Origin of the sequence: Streptosporangium sp. NPDC001559, from assembly GCF_042893955.1 — a bacterium.
GTDB lineage: Bacteria > Actinomycetota > Actinomycetes > Streptosporangiales > Streptosporangiaceae > Streptosporangium.
Genome location: NZ_JBIAVG010000008.1, coordinates 196,718 through 212,145, shown reverse-complemented (window position 1 = coordinate 212,145; position 15,428 = coordinate 196,718). Strand labels below are relative to the sequence as shown.

General features: G+C 71.0%; 12 protein-coding genes. 6 read left to right on the top strand and 6 right to left on the bottom strand.

Features of this window, described 5'->3' with window-relative positions; genetic code table 11:
- Positions 1–35: 35 nt before the first annotated feature.
- The gene (locus ACFYY8_RS19870; RefSeq protein WP_390042809.1) at positions 36–569 is read right to left on the bottom strand and encodes a DedA family protein; all 534 of its coding nucleotides are present in this window, start codon (positions 567–569) and stop codon (positions 36–38) included.
- Between the two features lie 174 nt (positions 570–743).
- Here ACFYY8_RS19870 and ACFYY8_RS19865 point away from each other — a divergent pair, with 174 nt between their 5' ends.
- Entirely contained in the window at positions 744–1,286 is a 543-nt protein-coding gene (locus ACFYY8_RS19865) for a hypothetical protein (protein WP_390042807.1), read from the top strand.
- Here ACFYY8_RS19865 and ACFYY8_RS19860 read toward each other — a convergent pair.
- The 3 genes from ACFYY8_RS19860 to ACFYY8_RS19850 are packed head-to-tail and all read right to left on the bottom strand — an operon-like array spanning position 1,276 to position 6,597.
- Entirely contained in the window at positions 1,276–4,656 is a 3,381-nt protein-coding gene (locus tag ACFYY8_RS19860; RefSeq protein WP_390042804.1) for a BTAD domain-containing putative transcriptional regulator, read from the bottom strand. The genes ACFYY8_RS19865 and ACFYY8_RS19860 overlap by 11 nt on opposite strands.
- A gap of 53 nt (positions 4,657–4,709) precedes the next feature.
- The gene (locus tag ACFYY8_RS19855) at positions 4,710–5,771 is read right to left on the bottom strand and encodes a YbhN family protein (protein ID WP_390042802.1); all 1,062 of its coding nucleotides are present in this window, start codon (positions 5,769–5,771) and stop codon (positions 4,710–4,712) included.
- Between the two features lie 34 nt (positions 5,772–5,805).
- Positions 5,806–6,597 carry a PIG-L deacetylase family protein gene (locus ACFYY8_RS19850; protein WP_390042800.1) on the bottom strand — a complete coding sequence of 264 codons (792 nt, stop codon included), beginning with the start codon at positions 6,595–6,597 and terminating at the stop codon, positions 5,806–5,808.
- A gap of 501 nt (positions 6,598–7,098) precedes the next feature.
- Between ACFYY8_RS19850 and ACFYY8_RS19845 the strand changes: the two genes are divergently transcribed.
- Complete coding sequence (locus ACFYY8_RS19845; protein ID WP_390042798.1) at positions 7,099–8,214, top strand: glycosyltransferase family 4 protein; 1,116 nt, start codon at positions 7,099–7,101, stop codon at positions 8,212–8,214.
- A 739-nt stretch (positions 8,215–8,953) separates the two neighbouring features.
- On the opposite strand, the gene ACFYY8_RS19840 is transcribed toward ACFYY8_RS19845, so the two are convergent.
- Entirely contained in the window at positions 8,954–9,349 is a 396-nt protein-coding gene (locus ACFYY8_RS19840; protein WP_390042796.1) for a hypothetical protein, read from the bottom strand.
- A gap of 132 nt (positions 9,350–9,481) precedes the next feature.
- Here ACFYY8_RS19840 and ACFYY8_RS19835 point away from each other — a divergent pair, with 132 nt between their 5' ends.
- Positions 9,482–10,822 (top strand): APC family permease, encoded by a 1,341-nt coding sequence (locus tag ACFYY8_RS19835; RefSeq protein ID WP_352010546.1) that lies wholly within the window; start codon positions 9,482–9,484, stop codon positions 10,820–10,822.
- A gap of 304 nt (positions 10,823–11,126) precedes the next feature.
- On the opposite strand, the gene ACFYY8_RS19830 is transcribed toward ACFYY8_RS19835, so the two are convergent.
- Positions 11,127–12,323: a hypothetical protein gene (locus ACFYY8_RS19830; protein WP_390042791.1), complete on the bottom strand. Its 1,197-nt coding sequence runs from the start codon at positions 12,321–12,323 to the stop codon at positions 11,127–11,129.
- A 236-nt stretch (positions 12,324–12,559) separates the two neighbouring features.
- On the opposite strand from ACFYY8_RS19830, the gene ACFYY8_RS19825 reads away from it, so the two are divergent.
- The 3 genes from ACFYY8_RS19825 to ACFYY8_RS19815 all read left to right on the top strand — a co-directional run bounded on the left by ACFYY8_RS19825 (position 12,560) and on the right by ACFYY8_RS19815 (position 15,416).
- Positions 12,560–12,928 carry an STAS domain-containing protein gene (locus ACFYY8_RS19825; RefSeq protein WP_390042788.1) on the top strand — a complete coding sequence of 123 codons (369 nt, stop codon included), beginning with the start codon at positions 12,560–12,562 and terminating at the stop codon, positions 12,926–12,928.
- A gap of 87 nt (positions 12,929–13,015) precedes the next feature.
- The gene (locus tag ACFYY8_RS19820) at positions 13,016–13,984 is read left to right on the top strand and encodes a GlxA family transcriptional regulator (RefSeq protein ID WP_390042786.1); all 969 of its coding nucleotides are present in this window, start codon (positions 13,016–13,018) and stop codon (positions 13,982–13,984) included.
- A gap of 154 nt (positions 13,985–14,138) precedes the next feature.
- The gene (locus tag ACFYY8_RS19815; RefSeq protein ID WP_390042784.1) at positions 14,139–15,416 is read left to right on the top strand and encodes a DJ-1/PfpI family protein; all 1,278 of its coding nucleotides are present in this window, start codon (positions 14,139–14,141) and stop codon (positions 15,414–15,416) included.
- The last annotated feature ends 12 nt before the right edge of the window (positions 15,417–15,428 follow it).

The window sequence follows — 15,428 nt, the reverse complement described above, 5'->3', positions numbered from 1 at the left end:
GCGCAGAGGTGTGACACAAGCCGTACGGCGCGGCGTCACCCGACGGTGACTTCCTCCTTGGCCCGCCGCGCGTTCCTGCGGTGACGCACGAACAGCGTGACCGCCACGGCCGCCACGAGAAGACCCGTGCCCGCGAGCAGCGGAGACTCGGCCGCGAGCTTGAGCCAGCCCCACAACAGCGAGTACAGGCCGAAGGACGCGATGGGGACCCAGGTCAGGCAGCCGAGGGCGCTGGCCACGACGTACCACGGGTAGGAGACACGCAGCACCCCCGCGGCCCAGGGCAGCGTGTGCCGCAACCCGGGAATCCAGAAACAGCCGTAGACGGCGAGCGCGCCCCACCTGCTGACGGCGTTCTCGACCTTGCGGATGCCGTCCTGGCTGATCCGCCTGCCCACCCGGGTGGCGTAGAGCCTTGGGCCGAGCTTCCTGCCGATCCAGTAGTAGGCCTGGAAGGCGCCGAACAGCGCGACCCCTCCGATGAGCACCCAGAGCCACAGGGGCATCCCCAGCACGGAGGCCGAGGTCGGGTCGGGGATGCCCGCCGCGAACGACCGCATTGTGAACATCACCGCCCTGCTGGTTTCCCTGCCGTATGCCGATATTAGGGCAGGCTTACCTGACCTTGTCCAGGGGGTCGGGTGGGAGCCCGTTCAGCCGCCGTTGACACTGCAACCGGACGTCAAGCGGAGATCAACCATCCCGGGCTACAAGTAAGGGGCAGAAACAGGGAGGGAACAGTCATGAGTCCGCGAGGCAGTCTCACGCCGGTGGTGGCCAGTGGAACCGCGAGCGTCGTGAAACTGCTGGTCGCCACGCTCGCCTTTGTCGGAGCCTACGCCGGGATCGAGGTGCCGCGCACCCCCGCGACCACGGTGCGGGCGGTCAGCGCGGACGACGCGTCGGTGGAGACCGTGGAGTTGTCGTCCAAGTCCATGCAGGAGACCACGGCGCAGGGCCAGGCGGAGACCACCCTGGCGGAGGGCACGGTCACCGTCACCCCCGCAACCGAGGGCGGCCCATGCGACAGGCCGTACGAGGCGCGCAGCGTCATCGGCAACCCGCACCCGGAAAGAACCGTCACCTACGGCTGGCGCCTGCAGCGCTGGAGCGAGTCATCCCGCAGCTGGCGCACCTACCTGAGCGGCGGCTCCGGCTTCACCGGAGAGCGTCAGACCGTCGAATGGCAGCCGAGGGTCGTCGGCAACCCCGGTCTGTACCGCGTCACGCTCTCCGTCCCCGGCCGTCCGACCGCGCACAGCGCCAGGTTCCGCGTCAGCTGCTGAGCGAACGCTGCGCCGCCTCGACCCAGCGGGTCACCCCGACCCGCCGGGCGACGGTCAGGGCGTCCTCGTAGTGCGGGCGCACCGCGTCGGAGAAGCCCAGCCTGAGCGCCAGGTCACCCAGGGTCAGTGAGACCGGCCACAACGCGACCACACCCGTTCCCGCGCCCGCGATCCGCTCGGCGAACGGCTTGAGCGTGTCGTAGGCCTCGGTCATCCGTTCCCGGTCGTCCAGCAGCATCCCGGCCAGGGCCCGCCAGACCATCGCCAGCTCGTAGAGGAAGTCAGGGCGGACCGGAGTCTTGACCGCGATGACCGCCCTGGCGTCCCGCGTGTGCCCGGCCGAGGCCAGCGCCACGGCGTAGGCGTCGAGAGTCCACTTGGCCCCCCGCTGATGGGCCTCGGCCAGCGGTTCGACCATGTCGGCGGCCCTGCCGTTGACCAGGTGCAGGCAGAACGTGGTGATCAGCGGAAGGTCCTGACGGCCTTCGAGCATGCCCGCCTTCGCGGTCAGCCGCGCGGCGTCCCGGTAGGCGAGCGCCGCCCCTGAGAAGTCACCGGCGATCATCAGGCGCTGCCCGGCGTACCACGCGCCCACGGCGGCGGGGGCGGGCAGGCCGTACTGCCTGGCGAGCCGTTCCGACGCGGCCACGTGCGCGTCGGCCTCGGCGAACGCGCCGGAGGCCGCGGCGCACTCCATCAGCACCAGATGCGCCAAGGCCTGGACCGAGACCTGGCCGGTCGTCTTGCCGACCTCAAGCAACTCCCTGCCGATGACCTCGCGCTCCCCGACGGGGGTGATGCCGTACGACTGACGCAGCCGCCCGCTCAGCGCGGTCGCCAGCAGCGCCGGATCACCACTGCGCCTGGCCAGCTCCTCCGCCTCAAGGGATGCCTGCTCACCCCTGGAGGTCGCCGACCCCTCAAGTTCGAGCGCCAGGGTGGCCAGCAGGCTCGCCCGCAGCGACTGTTCGCCCGCCGGCAGCTCGACCAGCGCCTGCTCGGCGACGTCCACGATCTCCCACGCCGTACGGGTGAAGTCACGGGCCATACCCTTGTGCGGCACGGCGAGGGAGGCGGCGACCCTGGCGGTCAGCTCCAGGTTGCCCAGCGGCAGGGCGGTGTCCATCGCCTCACGCCGCCGCCTGCGGGCCGCGGCCATGTCCCCGCACAACGCCAGCGCCTTGATCAGGTTCAGGGTCAGCAGCAGACGCTCACGGGTGCTCTCCGGGGTCGAGGCGGCACCGGACCTGTCGAAGGCGGCGATCGCCTTCTCCCACAGCGAGGCCGCCTCACGGTGGGCGAAACGCCGTTCGGCCTGCTCGGCTGCCAGTCCCGCGTAGCGCACAGCCTTGGCCGCGGTCTCCGCGGTGCCCGCCGCGTCGTAGTGGTGGGCGAGCGCGGCCACGTCCCCGGGATGCCTGCGCTCGATCGCCGAGGCGACGGCGGCGTGCAGACGGGAACGGCGCAGCCTGGACGCGTCCGAGTAGACGGTGTCCCGGACCAGGTCGTGATCGAAACGCAGCATGCCGGGACCCGGCTCGGTGACCAGCCCGGCCAGCAGAGCCGCCTCAACGGCGTCGACCACCGCGTCCTCGTCACCCGCGACGTCGACCAGCACGTCCACATCGACGTCACGGCCGATCACCGCCGCCTGCAGCAGGATCTGCTGGGCGGCGGCGGGCAGCCTGGCGATCCGGCGTCGCAGCACGTCACGGACACCGGACGGCACACCGGAGATCACCTCGGCCGCCGTCGCGCGGTCGCTCACCGCCTCTGCGTCCAGCAGGCGTACGGTCTCACGGACGAAGAACGGGTTGCCGCCGGTCCGTTCGACGATGCTGTTGACCGCGTCCTCGTCGACCGCGCGCACACAGGTGGCCCTGACCAGTTCGGCGACGGCCTCGGCGTCCAGACCCGTCAGGCCGACCCGCACGGGACCGAGCCTGGCCAGCGCGGCGAGCACGTCCGCCTGCTGGTCGCTCAGCTCGCTGTCCCTGCAGGTCACCACGAGCAGCACCCGGCTGGTCGCCAGCAGGCTCGGCAGCGCCCGCAGCAGCGCGAGCGTCTGGTCGTCGGCCCAGTGCAGGTCCTCCAGCGTCAGCAGGATCGGCCGCTCCTTGGCGACGGCCGCCAGGTAACCGCCGACCGCCCGGTGCAGCCGGAACCCACCGGAGGCCTGGTCCTCGTCGGGCTCGGCCGCGGTGTCGTCCAGCAACGGGGCCAGCAGCGGGGCGTACTCACCCGCCCCGGTGACGTCCACCAGGGTGCGCAGGATCTCCACCCACGCCCAGACGGGCGGGGTGGCGCTGCTGTCGGGGCACGCGCCCGAGGAGGTTCCCCAGCCGTCGTCGGCGAGCTGCCTGGCGAGCCTGCGGACCAGCATCGTCTTGCCCGCGCCCGCGTCACCGCTGATCACGGCCGCGGTGAAACGGCCCGTCCTGGCCGCCGCGGTCATCAGCCTGCTCAGCTCCGCCTCCCGTCCGACGAACGGCTCGGGCTCCAGGGGCGGCAACTCGGCGGGGGCCGCCGCCGGACGGGGCGGCCAGGTGTCGGCGGGCACCGCCGTACGCTGTCTCGCCGGTGGGACGGCGAGCTGGAGACCGGGGTCCTGAGCCAGGATGTCCGACTCAAGCTTGCGCAGCGCGGGACCCGGGTCGATGCCCAGCTCGTCGGCGAGGATCGTGCGCGCCCTGCGCAGCGCGGCCAGCGCGTCGGCCTGCCGTCCGCACCGGTAGAGGCCGAGGGCGAGCAGCCGCCAGCCCTCCTCACGCATCGGGTGCTCGGCGGTCAACGCCTCCAGATCGGGTACGGCCTCCGCGGGCAGCCCGAGACGCAGACTGCTGTCGGCGTGCCGCTCACGGGCCACCAGCCTCAGCTCGGTCAGGCGGTTCACCTCCGCCTCCGCCCACGGCTGGTCGGCGAAGTCGGAGTACGGCGTGCCACGCCACAACCCCAGCGCCTTCTCAAGACGCGCCCGCGCCGAGGCGGGGTCGTCGCCTTCGAGCTGCTCACCGGCGGCGCGGACCATGGCCTCGAACCGCAACGCGTCCACCTGGTCGGGCGCGACACGCAACGCGTAACCCGAGGCGACGGTCACCAGCAGCCGGTTCGGCCCCCCACGCGGACGGCCGGGTTCGAGGACCCGCCGCAGCCGGGAGATGTAGACCTGCAACCCCGACTGCGCGCCCTTGGCCGCGTCGTCGTCCCACAGGTCATAGAGAAGGGAGTCAACGGGGACGACCTGCCCCCGCGCCACCAGAAGCCGGGCGAGGACGGCACGCTGGCGTAACCCGCCCAGATCGAGCTCGTCGTCACCGGAGTGCGCCTCGACCGGGCCGAGGACCCGGAACGCTACGATTTCACCCGCCATGTCAGCCGCCACGCTATGCGGGCCTTCGAATCGCGCACAAGGTTTTTCCCAATCTAGCGGCTGATCGGCTCTTTCTCGGGGGCCTGGACCGTGCTCTCACGCCTGCGCAGGAGCGCCCACGCGCCAAGTGCCAGACCGCCGAAGGGGATTTCGACAGTGTAGGTCCAGAAGCCGAAAAGCAACGCAGCGGCCGTGGCCGAATCGAGCGGGGCCCCGAAGAAGACCAGTGCGCCGACGGTCCCGGCCTCCATGATGCCGGTCCCGCTCGGGGTGACGACGGCGGTGGTCAGCACCCTGGACAGGGCGAAGACCGCGATCGACTGAGCCAGGCCCGGATAGGAGCCGGTCGCCTGGAGACAGCAGACGAGGATCAGCCACTGCAGGCCGAGGAAGAAGATCATGCCCAGGGTGAGTCCCGGCCAGCGGTGCCGTACGACCTCGGAGGTGTCGGCGCGCAGCCGGTCGAGGGAGTGGGAGGGGCCGTGACCGGTCGGACGCCACCGGCGGGGAAGCAGCCGGGCGGCGGCGTCGAGAACCCGGCCGAGCAGCGCGGCGGCGGCGTCCCAGTACAGCGCGGAGGCGACCACGACGACCAGCACCAGGATGGACAGCGCGCCGACCCAGCCCGCGCTGGTCACCGCCGGGCTGAGCCGCTGCCCGCTGAGCAGCAGCGCCAGGATGCCGACCGCGGGCAGGATGAACCGGAACAGGGTGTTCCAGATGCCGCTGGCCAGCGTCGAGACCACCACGGGCCGCAGCGGGAAGCCCCACCCCTTGGTCATCCCGATCGTCATCGCGACCCCGGCGGCGCCGCCGAACGGCAGCAGGTTGCTCACCGCGCTGCCGGCCGCGTTCAACGTGAGAGCCTGCAGGTGGGTCAGACCGGGCAGGGAGGCCGTCAGCACGAACGTGTAGGCCAGCAGGCTCGCCAGCCAGACGGCGGCCATCAGCGCGATCATCTGCCAGCTCAGCCCGGAGAACTGGGCGCCGATCTGCGACCACGAGACGTGCTTGCCGGTCATCGCCTCGACGATCTGCGGCAGGAAACGCACGAGCGTCGCGGCCAGTGCCAGCGACACGACCGACAGTCCGATCTGAACCCACTTGTTCTTCATGAAACCCCCTCGACCAAGTGTGCCGGTCCGGGGCTCATCCTTTGGGAGGAGCTTCGAACGGATGCCTCAGCCTGGCGCCCTGCGGCAGATCACGGCGGACGTACCACTCGGTGCCGAAGATGAGCCGGTAGAGCGGCAGGGGCACCTTCAGCATCACCCCGAGCGTCCGGGTGTCCGCCCCCGTCGCCTGGGAGGCGTGCGCCGCCATGCTCGCCCGCTTCTGCCGGGCGAAACGCCGTACCCCGACCCGATGGGTGATCACCGACCCGGGGGAGTAGGCCCGCTCGAAGGAACGGATGTCCAGCTGCGGGAAGAACCTGCTGATCAGACGCAGCCCCTTCAGCAGAGGATCACGGTTGACCGTCGCCTCGAGCACGATCGGGGTGCCCGCGATCTCGGCCGCCCGCGCGCCCACCCGGTTCACCTGAACATGGTCGGGATGCCCGTAGCCCCCCGCCGGGTCGTAGGTCGTCAGCAGGTCGGCCCCCTCCTCGGTGAGGATCTCGGCCAGCCGCCCCGCGGCCTCTTCGACGTCGGCGTCGATGAAGGCGTTCCCCGCGCGTCCCTCGGCGACGCCGCCGTCCGGGGCGAGCCCCGAGTCGCCGTAGCCGAGGTTCACCACCCTGGCGCAGCCGAGCGCGGCGGCCGACCTGTACAGCTCGGCCATCCTGGCGGCCCCCAGGGCCTCACCGGGTTCGAGATCGGCCTGACCGAGTTCCCCCGAGGTGGCGACGACCAGGATCACCCGGTGGCCCTGGGCGGCGAGCATCGCCATGGTCCCGGCGGTCAGCAGGGCCTCGTCGTCGGGGTGGGCATGGAAGAACACGGCTGCGTTGCTTTGCGACGCCTTTGGCGTCGCGGGTTGTGTTTCTTTGCGCCGCCTGGCGGCGTCGCGGGCTTGGGCGCCTCCGGGTCGGTGCTTTCCCTCGTCGCTCATCCGCTGCGCTCCTTCGCTCCTCAGTCCAAGCACCGACGCGCCCAAGCCGGACACTCCTCACACATGGCTCCGGGAAAGCGCAGGCCGTGGTGCCTTGCGCAATCTTGGGCGCTTCGGGTCGGTGTCTTCCCTCGTCACCGCGTCGCTTCGCTCCCGCGTCCTCAGCCCGGACACCGACGCGCCCGAGTCGTGACCCCTCACGTGTGGCACCGGTACCCCCGAACAAAACCTTAGAGGGGATGACGGGATCCGAGGCATCGGCAGGGCCTTGGAGCGTTCGCGAGGCCCGGGTCGTCGGGGGGACCGAAGGATGGCGGGCTGAACGGGGGGATCTTCCGCGGGGTCCTGGGGGCGCGGGGTGGGGTGGGGTGGACGCTTTAGGCTGGCACGGTGAGGATCCTCCACGTCAGTGACTGTTACCTGCCGCGTCTGGGTGGGATAGAGGTGCAGGTGGCCGATCTGGTCCGGATGGAGCGGGAGGCGGGCCACGAGGTCGAGGTCGCGACCGCGACGCCGGGGGAGGCGCTGCGGGGCGTGTATCGGATCGTTGCGAAACTCCCCTTCGACCTGCCTGTTCACCCGTTCGGCGTCGGTCACCTGCTGCGTCTGGTCAAGGTACGGCGGCCCGACGTGGTGCACGTTCACATGGGCGCGGTCTCACCGTTCGCCTGGATGGGCGTCCGCGCCGCCGTACGGGCCGGGCTGCCCGTCGTGGTGACCGTGCACAGCATGTGGGATCCGGTGACCCGTGCCCTCTACCGGGGGCTGCGGCTGCTGTTCGAATGGCACCGCTGGGGGCTGGTCGGCACCGCGGTGAGTGAGGCCGCGGCCCGGCCGATCCGCTCGGTCGCGGGGCGCAGGGTGCCGGTCCACGTGGTCTCGAACGGCCTGGACGTCTCGGCCTGGCGCCAGGCCGTCCCCGACTCCGGTGGCGAGGTCGATCAGGACGCTTCCGTGCACGTCGTGGCGGTCGGACGGCTTGCGCCCCGCAAGCAGCCGGTCAGGTTGCTCAGGCTCCTCAAGGAGGCCCGCGCCCTGGTGCCCGCCGAGACGCGGATGCGGGCGACCGTCGTGGGCGACGGCCCCGCGCGCTCCCAGATGGAGCGTTATCTGCGGGCGAACGAGATGACGGGGTGGGTCTCGCTCCCCGGTCGCTACAGCCGTGAGCGGATCCGTGAGCTGCTCGCCTCCGCCGACGTCTTCGTCGCCCCCGCTCCCAGGGAGTCCTTCGGACTTGCGGCGCTTGAGGCCAGGGTGGCCGGGGTGCCGGTGGTGGCGCGGGCCCAGAGCGGGGTGGCCGACTTCGTCCGTCCCGGCAAGGAGGGACTGCTCGGCGAGAGCTTCGAGGGCCTGGTCACCTCGGTGGCCAAGCTGGTGCGCGACCGCGACCTGCGCGAGTCGATCGCGGCCCACAACCGTGAGACGGAGCCGGTGCGCTGTTCGTGGCCCGCCGTGCTTGAGGGCTTCGAGCAGTGCTACGCCGAGGCCCGCGCGCTGCGCGGCTGACAAGGGGCTGACACCCGGTAAAGAGTCCCTCGGATCGTCCTCGCCGCCTGGCATGCGATGCATGTTTATGGCGCGTGATGCAAGGCCGGCAGGAGTCTGCCGAACGACAAAGCCCCCACCGGACGGCAGGGGCTTACAGGACACGGCATGAACCTGGCCGGTCGAACTCAGGTCGGGGAAACACCCTGGGTGCCGACTCGGGCTCACCCGACCCCCAGAGCCGTCGGTTCGGACGCCGATTCCCCCAGCGTCGTTCTCCGCGTGGGCATCCCCGTAACACGCCTCAACCCACGGCACCCGGCACTGGAAACGAAGAGTTCGCCCCGCCTTCCCCGGTGCCAAGTGTGGGGAGTGCCGGTTTGGGGCGTCCTCGGCATCTGGGCTGCGGAGCGAGGGGGCGTAACGGACGAACGATGAAAGAGGACGCCGACTCGAAGCGCCCAAACCCGCGCTGCCGAAGGAGCCGCAAAGCAGCACATCTTGTGCTTTACCGGCCCCAAGTGTGAGGAGTTTCGGCTTGGGCGCGTCGGTGCTTGGACTGAGGAACGCAGGAGCGAAGCGACGGGGTGACGAGGGAAGACGCCGACCCTGGGAGTCCAAGACCGTACTGTCGAAGGCGGCGCAAAGGAACACAGCCGCCGCCCCGCGCTGCCCCCCGCAGGCGGAGCGGCGGCTGTGTCCCTCGGGTGTGCCTCCCTGGGAGCGGGAGGCACGGGGTGGAGAGGTCAGATCAGATAGGTCAGGAGGAGCAGGCCTTGCCCAGCTTGACGGTGGCCTCCTGGGCGCTCTTGGCCATGTTCTGCACGGTGGCGCCGGCTCCGGCCGGGTCCTTGGGGTCGATCTTGAAGTCGCCCCAGGTCTTGGCGAGGTCGTTGAGTGCGGAGGCGAGGTCCCCGTCGGTCTTGCCGGCGAGCTCCTTCAGGTCGGCCGACAGCTTCTGGCTGGCGTCGTTGAACTTGCTGAAGTCGGTGCCGGCGCTGGCGGTGGCGGTGGTGTAGTCCGTGAAGGCCTTGGTCCAGGGCGCCTGGGCGCAGAACTCGGCGTTGCCGGACCCGCCACAGGCGGCGGTGAAGGAGAGAAGTGCGGCTCCCGCGATGGTGGCGGCGATACGACGGGAGGAGAGGACGGAGAACATTTCTACCTTTCATTACTTCTTGTGACAGAGAGAACAGTAGGGGATCTCCTTGCGGCGCACTTTCATGACGCTTACAGGTGGTGCCCGAGTGACGCTGGGTGAGATCCGCCGGAGGACGGGTAGGAGCGCGGCATGGCTGAGGCGGTGATCGATTCCGGCGCGGCCCAGCACTCGCTCAAGCGGGTGATCGGGCGCCGGGTCCTGTTGCTCTTCGTGGTCGGCGACATCCTCGGTGCGGGGATATACGCCCTGGTGGGGAAGGTCGCCGGATATGTCGGCGGCGCTCTGTGGCTGCCGTTCCTGGTGGCCTTCGTGCTGGCCGCGCTGACCGCGACGGCCTACGCCGAACTCGTCGGGAAGTATCCCCAGGCCGCCGGGGCCGCGCTGTACACGAACAAGGCGTTCAACATCCCCTTTTTGACCTTCGTCGTGGCCTTCGCGGTGCTGATGAGCGGGATCACCTCGGCGAGCGCGGCGGCGCGCGCGTTCGGCGGCAAGTACCTCGGGGAGTTCGTCACCCTGCCGGTGATGGCCGGGGCGTTCGTCTTCCTGGGGCTGGTGACGCTGGTGAACTTCGCCGGCATCTCCGAGTCCATCAAGGTCAACGTGGTCCTGACCGTCATCGAGGCGTTCGGGCTCGTGGTGATCATCGTGATCGGGATCTACGCGCTGCTGTCCGGGGAGGGTGAGCCCGCCCGGGCCCTGGAGTTCCATCCGGCGAACGGCGCCTTCCTCGGCGTTCTCGGCGGTACGGCTCTCGCCTTCTACGCGTTGCTCGGCTTCGAGGACTCGGTCAACCTGGCCGAGGAGTCGAAGGATCCGCAGCGCGACTACCCCAGGGCGCTCTTCGGCGGTCTGGCGGTCGCGGCGCTGATCTATCTGGCGGTGGCGTTCACCGCGACGATGCTGGTGGACGCCAAGACCCTGACCAGCTCGACGGGCCCACTTCTTGAGGTCGTCAAGGTCGCGGGCCTGGCGTTCCCGCCCAAGCTGTTCGCGCTGATCGCGCTGCTCGCGGTCGGCAACACCGCGCTGATCAACATGATCATGGCCTCACGCCTGGTGTACGGCATGGCACGCGAGGGCATCGTGCCGAAGGTCTTCGCCTCGGTGCACTCGACCAGGGCGACGCCCTGGGTGGCCGTCCTGTTCACCACCGCGATCGCGGCGGTGCTGGTCGCGACCGGCGATGTCGGCGATCTGGCCGACACGACGGTGCTGCTGCTGTTGCTGGTCTTCGCACTGGTCAACGTGGCCGTGCTCGTGCTGCGCAAGGATCCCGTCGGCCATGACCACTACCGGGCGCCCAGTTGGATGCCGGCGCTCGGCGCGGTGGTCTGCCTGGTGCTCGCGCTGCCGATCACGGGGCGCGGCGCCGACGTCTACGTGCGGGCGGGTCTGCTGCTCGTCGTCGGGGTGGTGCTCTGGTTCGTCAACAGGTTGTTCCTGTCAGAACGGGAGCGCTCGTCCTGAAGGGGTGCGCAGGTCGAGAGAGGCGGGCTGACGTGGCGGCCGAGGCCTTTGGGTGATTCTTATACGTTTCATGTCAGACTCCCTCTTTATTGGAGTTTGGGAGAGAGTACGACATTCCAAGGGCGATTTGGGGTGTCCATGGGTGATCGAATTTGTTTCGAGCCGTCCGGAGAGTGAAAACGGAGCACTCTCCGGATATCGGACGGGCCGGGAAGCCCGACGTGGCAGGGGATGCGCACGCCGGTTCCCGGCCTGAAGATCGCGGCGAGGAGACAGGTAAAACTTGAAATCGGAAGGAACGGGCTCAACGTCTGAGGACGAAGTCGTCCTCGTCGTCGCCGACGCCGACCGAGCCGACCGCCCACAGCGTGGCCGTGCCGGGCACCCGGGTGACACCCGTCCTGGTGACGTGGTCACTGTCCTCGTACTGCTGGTCGGGGCGGCGGGGACGCAGGAGCGGGCCGTACTCGCGTGTCCACGCCGTGCCGTCGAAGCGGAGCAGGAGAGCCTGTCCCGGATGGTCGGCGTCCACGCCGCTGATCCACACCTCCCCGGGGCCGGAGGCGGTGACACCCTGCAGGGCGCCGTGGGCGACCGGCACCTCGGCCCTGGCCCACCGGGTCCCGTCCCAGTGCAGGACCAGCGGCTGCCCCTGCCTGATCCGGGCTCCGTCCCGTACGGCCCCGGCGGGCGTGACCTCCCCGACCGCCCACACGTCGGACGGGGAGACCTGCCAGACCCGCCGCAGGGTGCCGCCGGGGATCGCGGGCGTCCTCGACCGCTCCCAGCGCTCCGGGGAGCCGTGCCAGACCAGCGGGGTGCCGTCCTGGGCCGCTCCGACCGCCCAGACGTGCCCCTGCCTGGCGGTGACCGCCTCGAAGGTGCCGCCGCTGCCGGTGAGCACGTTGCGGAAGGCCGTGCCGTCCCACCGGATCAGCACCCCGCCGGACGGGCCGTTCCCGGTGAACCACGCTGTGCCCCCCGTGTTCCCCGTACCCCCTGTGGCGGCGACGTCCGTCAGCCGGTAGTCCTCCGCGACGCCGAAGGGCCGACGCGCCGTCCAGCGCCGCCCGTCCCAGCGCGCGGCGAACGCGTTCACCCCGTTGCCCGCGACCCAGACGTCCAGGGGGCCGGCCACGCTGACGCCCGTCAGGTGGTTGACGTCGTGATGGTTCAGCCCGGTGACCTCGCGCCATCTCACACCGTCCCACCTGGTCACGGCGGGAGCGCCCTCCCGGTCCTCGGCGCCCGTCTGGTAGCCGACCGCCCACACCTCACGAGGCCCGGCCGCCGCCACGTCGAGCAGCGCGGAACTCGCCGCCAGCTCGGCGGGCCTGACGGCCTTCCAGGCGGGCGAGACCGGCGACGGGTTCCGCTGCGCCGTACGGCTCGGCGGTGGCCCCTGGGACGAGGTGGGGGACGGCTCGGGAGGATGCGCGCCACAGGAGGCCATCAGGGTCACCCCGGCGAGCACGAGCGTGACAGAGCGTAGATGTCCCATGCGGGCATCCTCCCCCAGAGTGCCCTCAGGACGGTGCCGATCCTGAATAGACCTGTCAGCCCTGGGCACCCTGACAGGACGAGTGAAGACGCGTCCTCCGCCGTCTGGGACGGGGACGAGGCACGCCAAACGGGATAGTGGGGGATGCGTCCGGCGGCATGGCCTCCGGGCTCACGGAGGGACCCGTTCCGTGTGAGACAGTTACACGGCTGGGAGAGGTTCGGTACAGAAGGTTGATGATGTTCGCGGGAAAAGAGCCGGAGCCGAGTTTCAGCGCCACGTCCGGGCTGCACGGTACGACGCTCGTGGTGCGGGTGAGCGGGGAGCTGGACCACTACCACACGCGGTTGTTGCGTGCGGAGCTCGGCAGGGCGTGGGAACTCCTGCAGTCGCCGACCCTCATCCTCGACCTGTCGGCCCTGACGTTCTGCGACTCCTCCGGCATCGGTGAACTGCTCCAGGCCCGTCACCAGGGCCAGCTCGCGGGAGTACGGCTCATCCTCACCGGTGTCCAGGGAAACCTGGCCCGCAGGCTCAACCTGGCGGGTCTGACCCAGGTCTTCGAGGTCTTCCCCTCCGTCGCCGACGCCCTGGAAGCGGCCTGACCGGAGGTTCACGGTGTCCTGATCCGTCCGGTGTGAGGCCCGTACGGCCCTGCCGGGGCCGGGGTGACGGCCGGTAGCGTCGGCGTCGTGGCTGATGAGGGGACCGGAAGTACCGGCAGGGTCGTGGTGCTGGTCCTGCCCGAGGTGAACCTGCTCGACCTGGCGGGTCCGGTGCAGGTGTTCGACGCCGCCGCGTTTCTCGGCGCGGGATACCGGATCGAGCACGTCGCCGACGCCGAGCGGGTGGCGACCGCCCAGGGGGTGAGCCTCGCGGGGCTCGGTGCCCTGCCCCGGGTCGTGGCCGGTGATCTGGTGCTGGTCCCGGGCCCCAGGCTGCGTGAGCACCGAGAGCCGTACGTCTCGGAGACCGTGATCGGCTGGCTGCGTACGGCGGCCGCCGCAGGGGCGCGGCTGGCGTCGGTCTGCACCGGTGCGGTGGCGCTGGGCGAGGCGGGTCTGCTGGACGGGCGCCGCTGCACCACGCACTGGTCGCTGGTCGAGGCGATGCGCGCCAGATATCCGGCGGCCAGGGTGCAGGAGGCGGTGCTCTACGTCCACGACGGCCCGGTCAGCACCAGCGCGGGCGTCTCAGCGGGGGTCGATCTCGCGCTCTCGCTGGTCGAGCGGGACCACGGCCCCGCCCTGACCACGGCCGTCGCCCGGGAACTGGTGGTCTACCTGCGCAGGGACGGCGCGGGAGAGCAGATCAGCCAGTTCCTGAGGCACCGGTCGCACCTGGACTCCGCCGTCCACCGGGTGCAGGACCACCTCGCGGGGAGCATCGACGCCGCGTCCACCCTGGCCGAACTGGCCGAGGTGGCGAACCTGTCCCCGAGGGGGCTCAGCCGGGCCTTCACCGCGGCGACCGGGATCACCCCGCTGGAGTACCGGCAGCGGCTGCGGCTCGAACGCGCCATGTCCCTGCTGCGCGAGACCAGCCTGCCGATCGACGCCGTGGCCGTCCGGTGCGGCTTCCGCGAGGGACGGCACTTCCGCCGCCTGTTCAAGGCCAGGTACGGCGGGCCGCCCTCGGAGTTCCGGCGGGAAACCGGCTGACCGTCCGGCCCTTCCCCTTCTTCTTGTTCCCGGTTCCTGAGCGGGCCGGGACCCCTCACACCCCAGGAGCTTCCGCATGCCTCCACGCGTCAGATTGCTCGTACGGATAATCCTTTTCATCGCCATGTGGGGTGTTCTTGTTGGTGGAACGTGTGTGACCGGAGTCGTGGTCTCCATGCGGGACAGCTACCCGACGGCCCCGCGAGCCGTACCCGGGAAGCCTCCGGCGGGGGAGGCGCCGCAGGGACGGATCAAGGTCGCGGTCGTGGTCGGGACGAGCGGTTCGGTGACCACCGACGTGCTCGGGCCGTACGAGGTCTTCGCCCGCTCCGATCGGTTCCTCGTCCGCACGGTGGCCGCGCGCAGGGAGCCGGTCCCGTTGTCCGGCGGCCTGCGCCTGCTGCCCGACCGCACGCTTGAGGAGGCGGAGACCGGGGACGCGGTGCCCGACGTGGTCGTGGTTCCGGCCGTGGTCGACCCCGAGGGTGAGGCCGAGGCGCCGCTGCGCGCCTGGATCGCCCGTCAGGCCGCCGCGGGCGCCCGGATCCTGGGCGTCTGCGCGGGCTCCCGGCTGGTCGCGGCCGGTGGTCTGCTCAGGGGACGCGCCGCGACCTCGCACTGGGGGGTCATCGGGGCTCTCCGGAGCGACTATCCGGACACCCGCTGGGTTCAGGGCAGACGTTACGTCGAGGACGGCCCGGTCACCACGACCGCGGGTGTGACCTCCGGCGTCGTCGGCGCGTTGCGGCTGGTCGAACGGCTGGCGGGGGAGGCCGAGGCCCGGCGTGTCGGCGCCGAGGTCGGCTATCCCGGCTGGTCGCCCGACACCTCGACCGTGATCCCGGCCGAAGAGCCGGCTCTGGCGGACCTGCCCTACGCGCTCAACGCGGCCTTCCCCTGGTTCCGGCCGGTCGTCGGCATCGGGCTGAACCCGGGGGCCGGTGAGATCGACGTCGCCGCGGCGTTCGAGGTCTACGCGGGCGGCTCCTTCGCGGCCCACGCGGTCGCGCTCGCGGGCACCCCGGCGGTCACCACCCGGCACGGCGTGACCCTGGTGGCCGAACCGGCGGACGGTACGGCCCCGGCCCTCTCCCGGCTGGTCGTCCCCGGTGTCGGCGCGGTAGGGCAGGTCGATCCCGCGCTCACCCGTCTGGCCGCCGGGCGCGGCCTGTCCGTCGAACTGCCGCACGCGGGGCGCGGCGCCGCCGAGTCCGGCTTCGACCCGGTGCTGCGCGACCTGGCCGTCCACACCGACGTGGCCACCGCCCGCGCGACCGCGAAGTACAACGAATACCCCGTTGAGCACCTCGCGTTGACCGGTCCCGCCTGGTCGTGGCGGCCGACGCTGTTGTTCCTGCTGACCGTGGCCGGTGCCGGGATCGTCACCCGTGCCGCCTTCCGTTCCCTCCGCCGGCGCCGTACCGGGCCCTGACCCGAGGGCGGT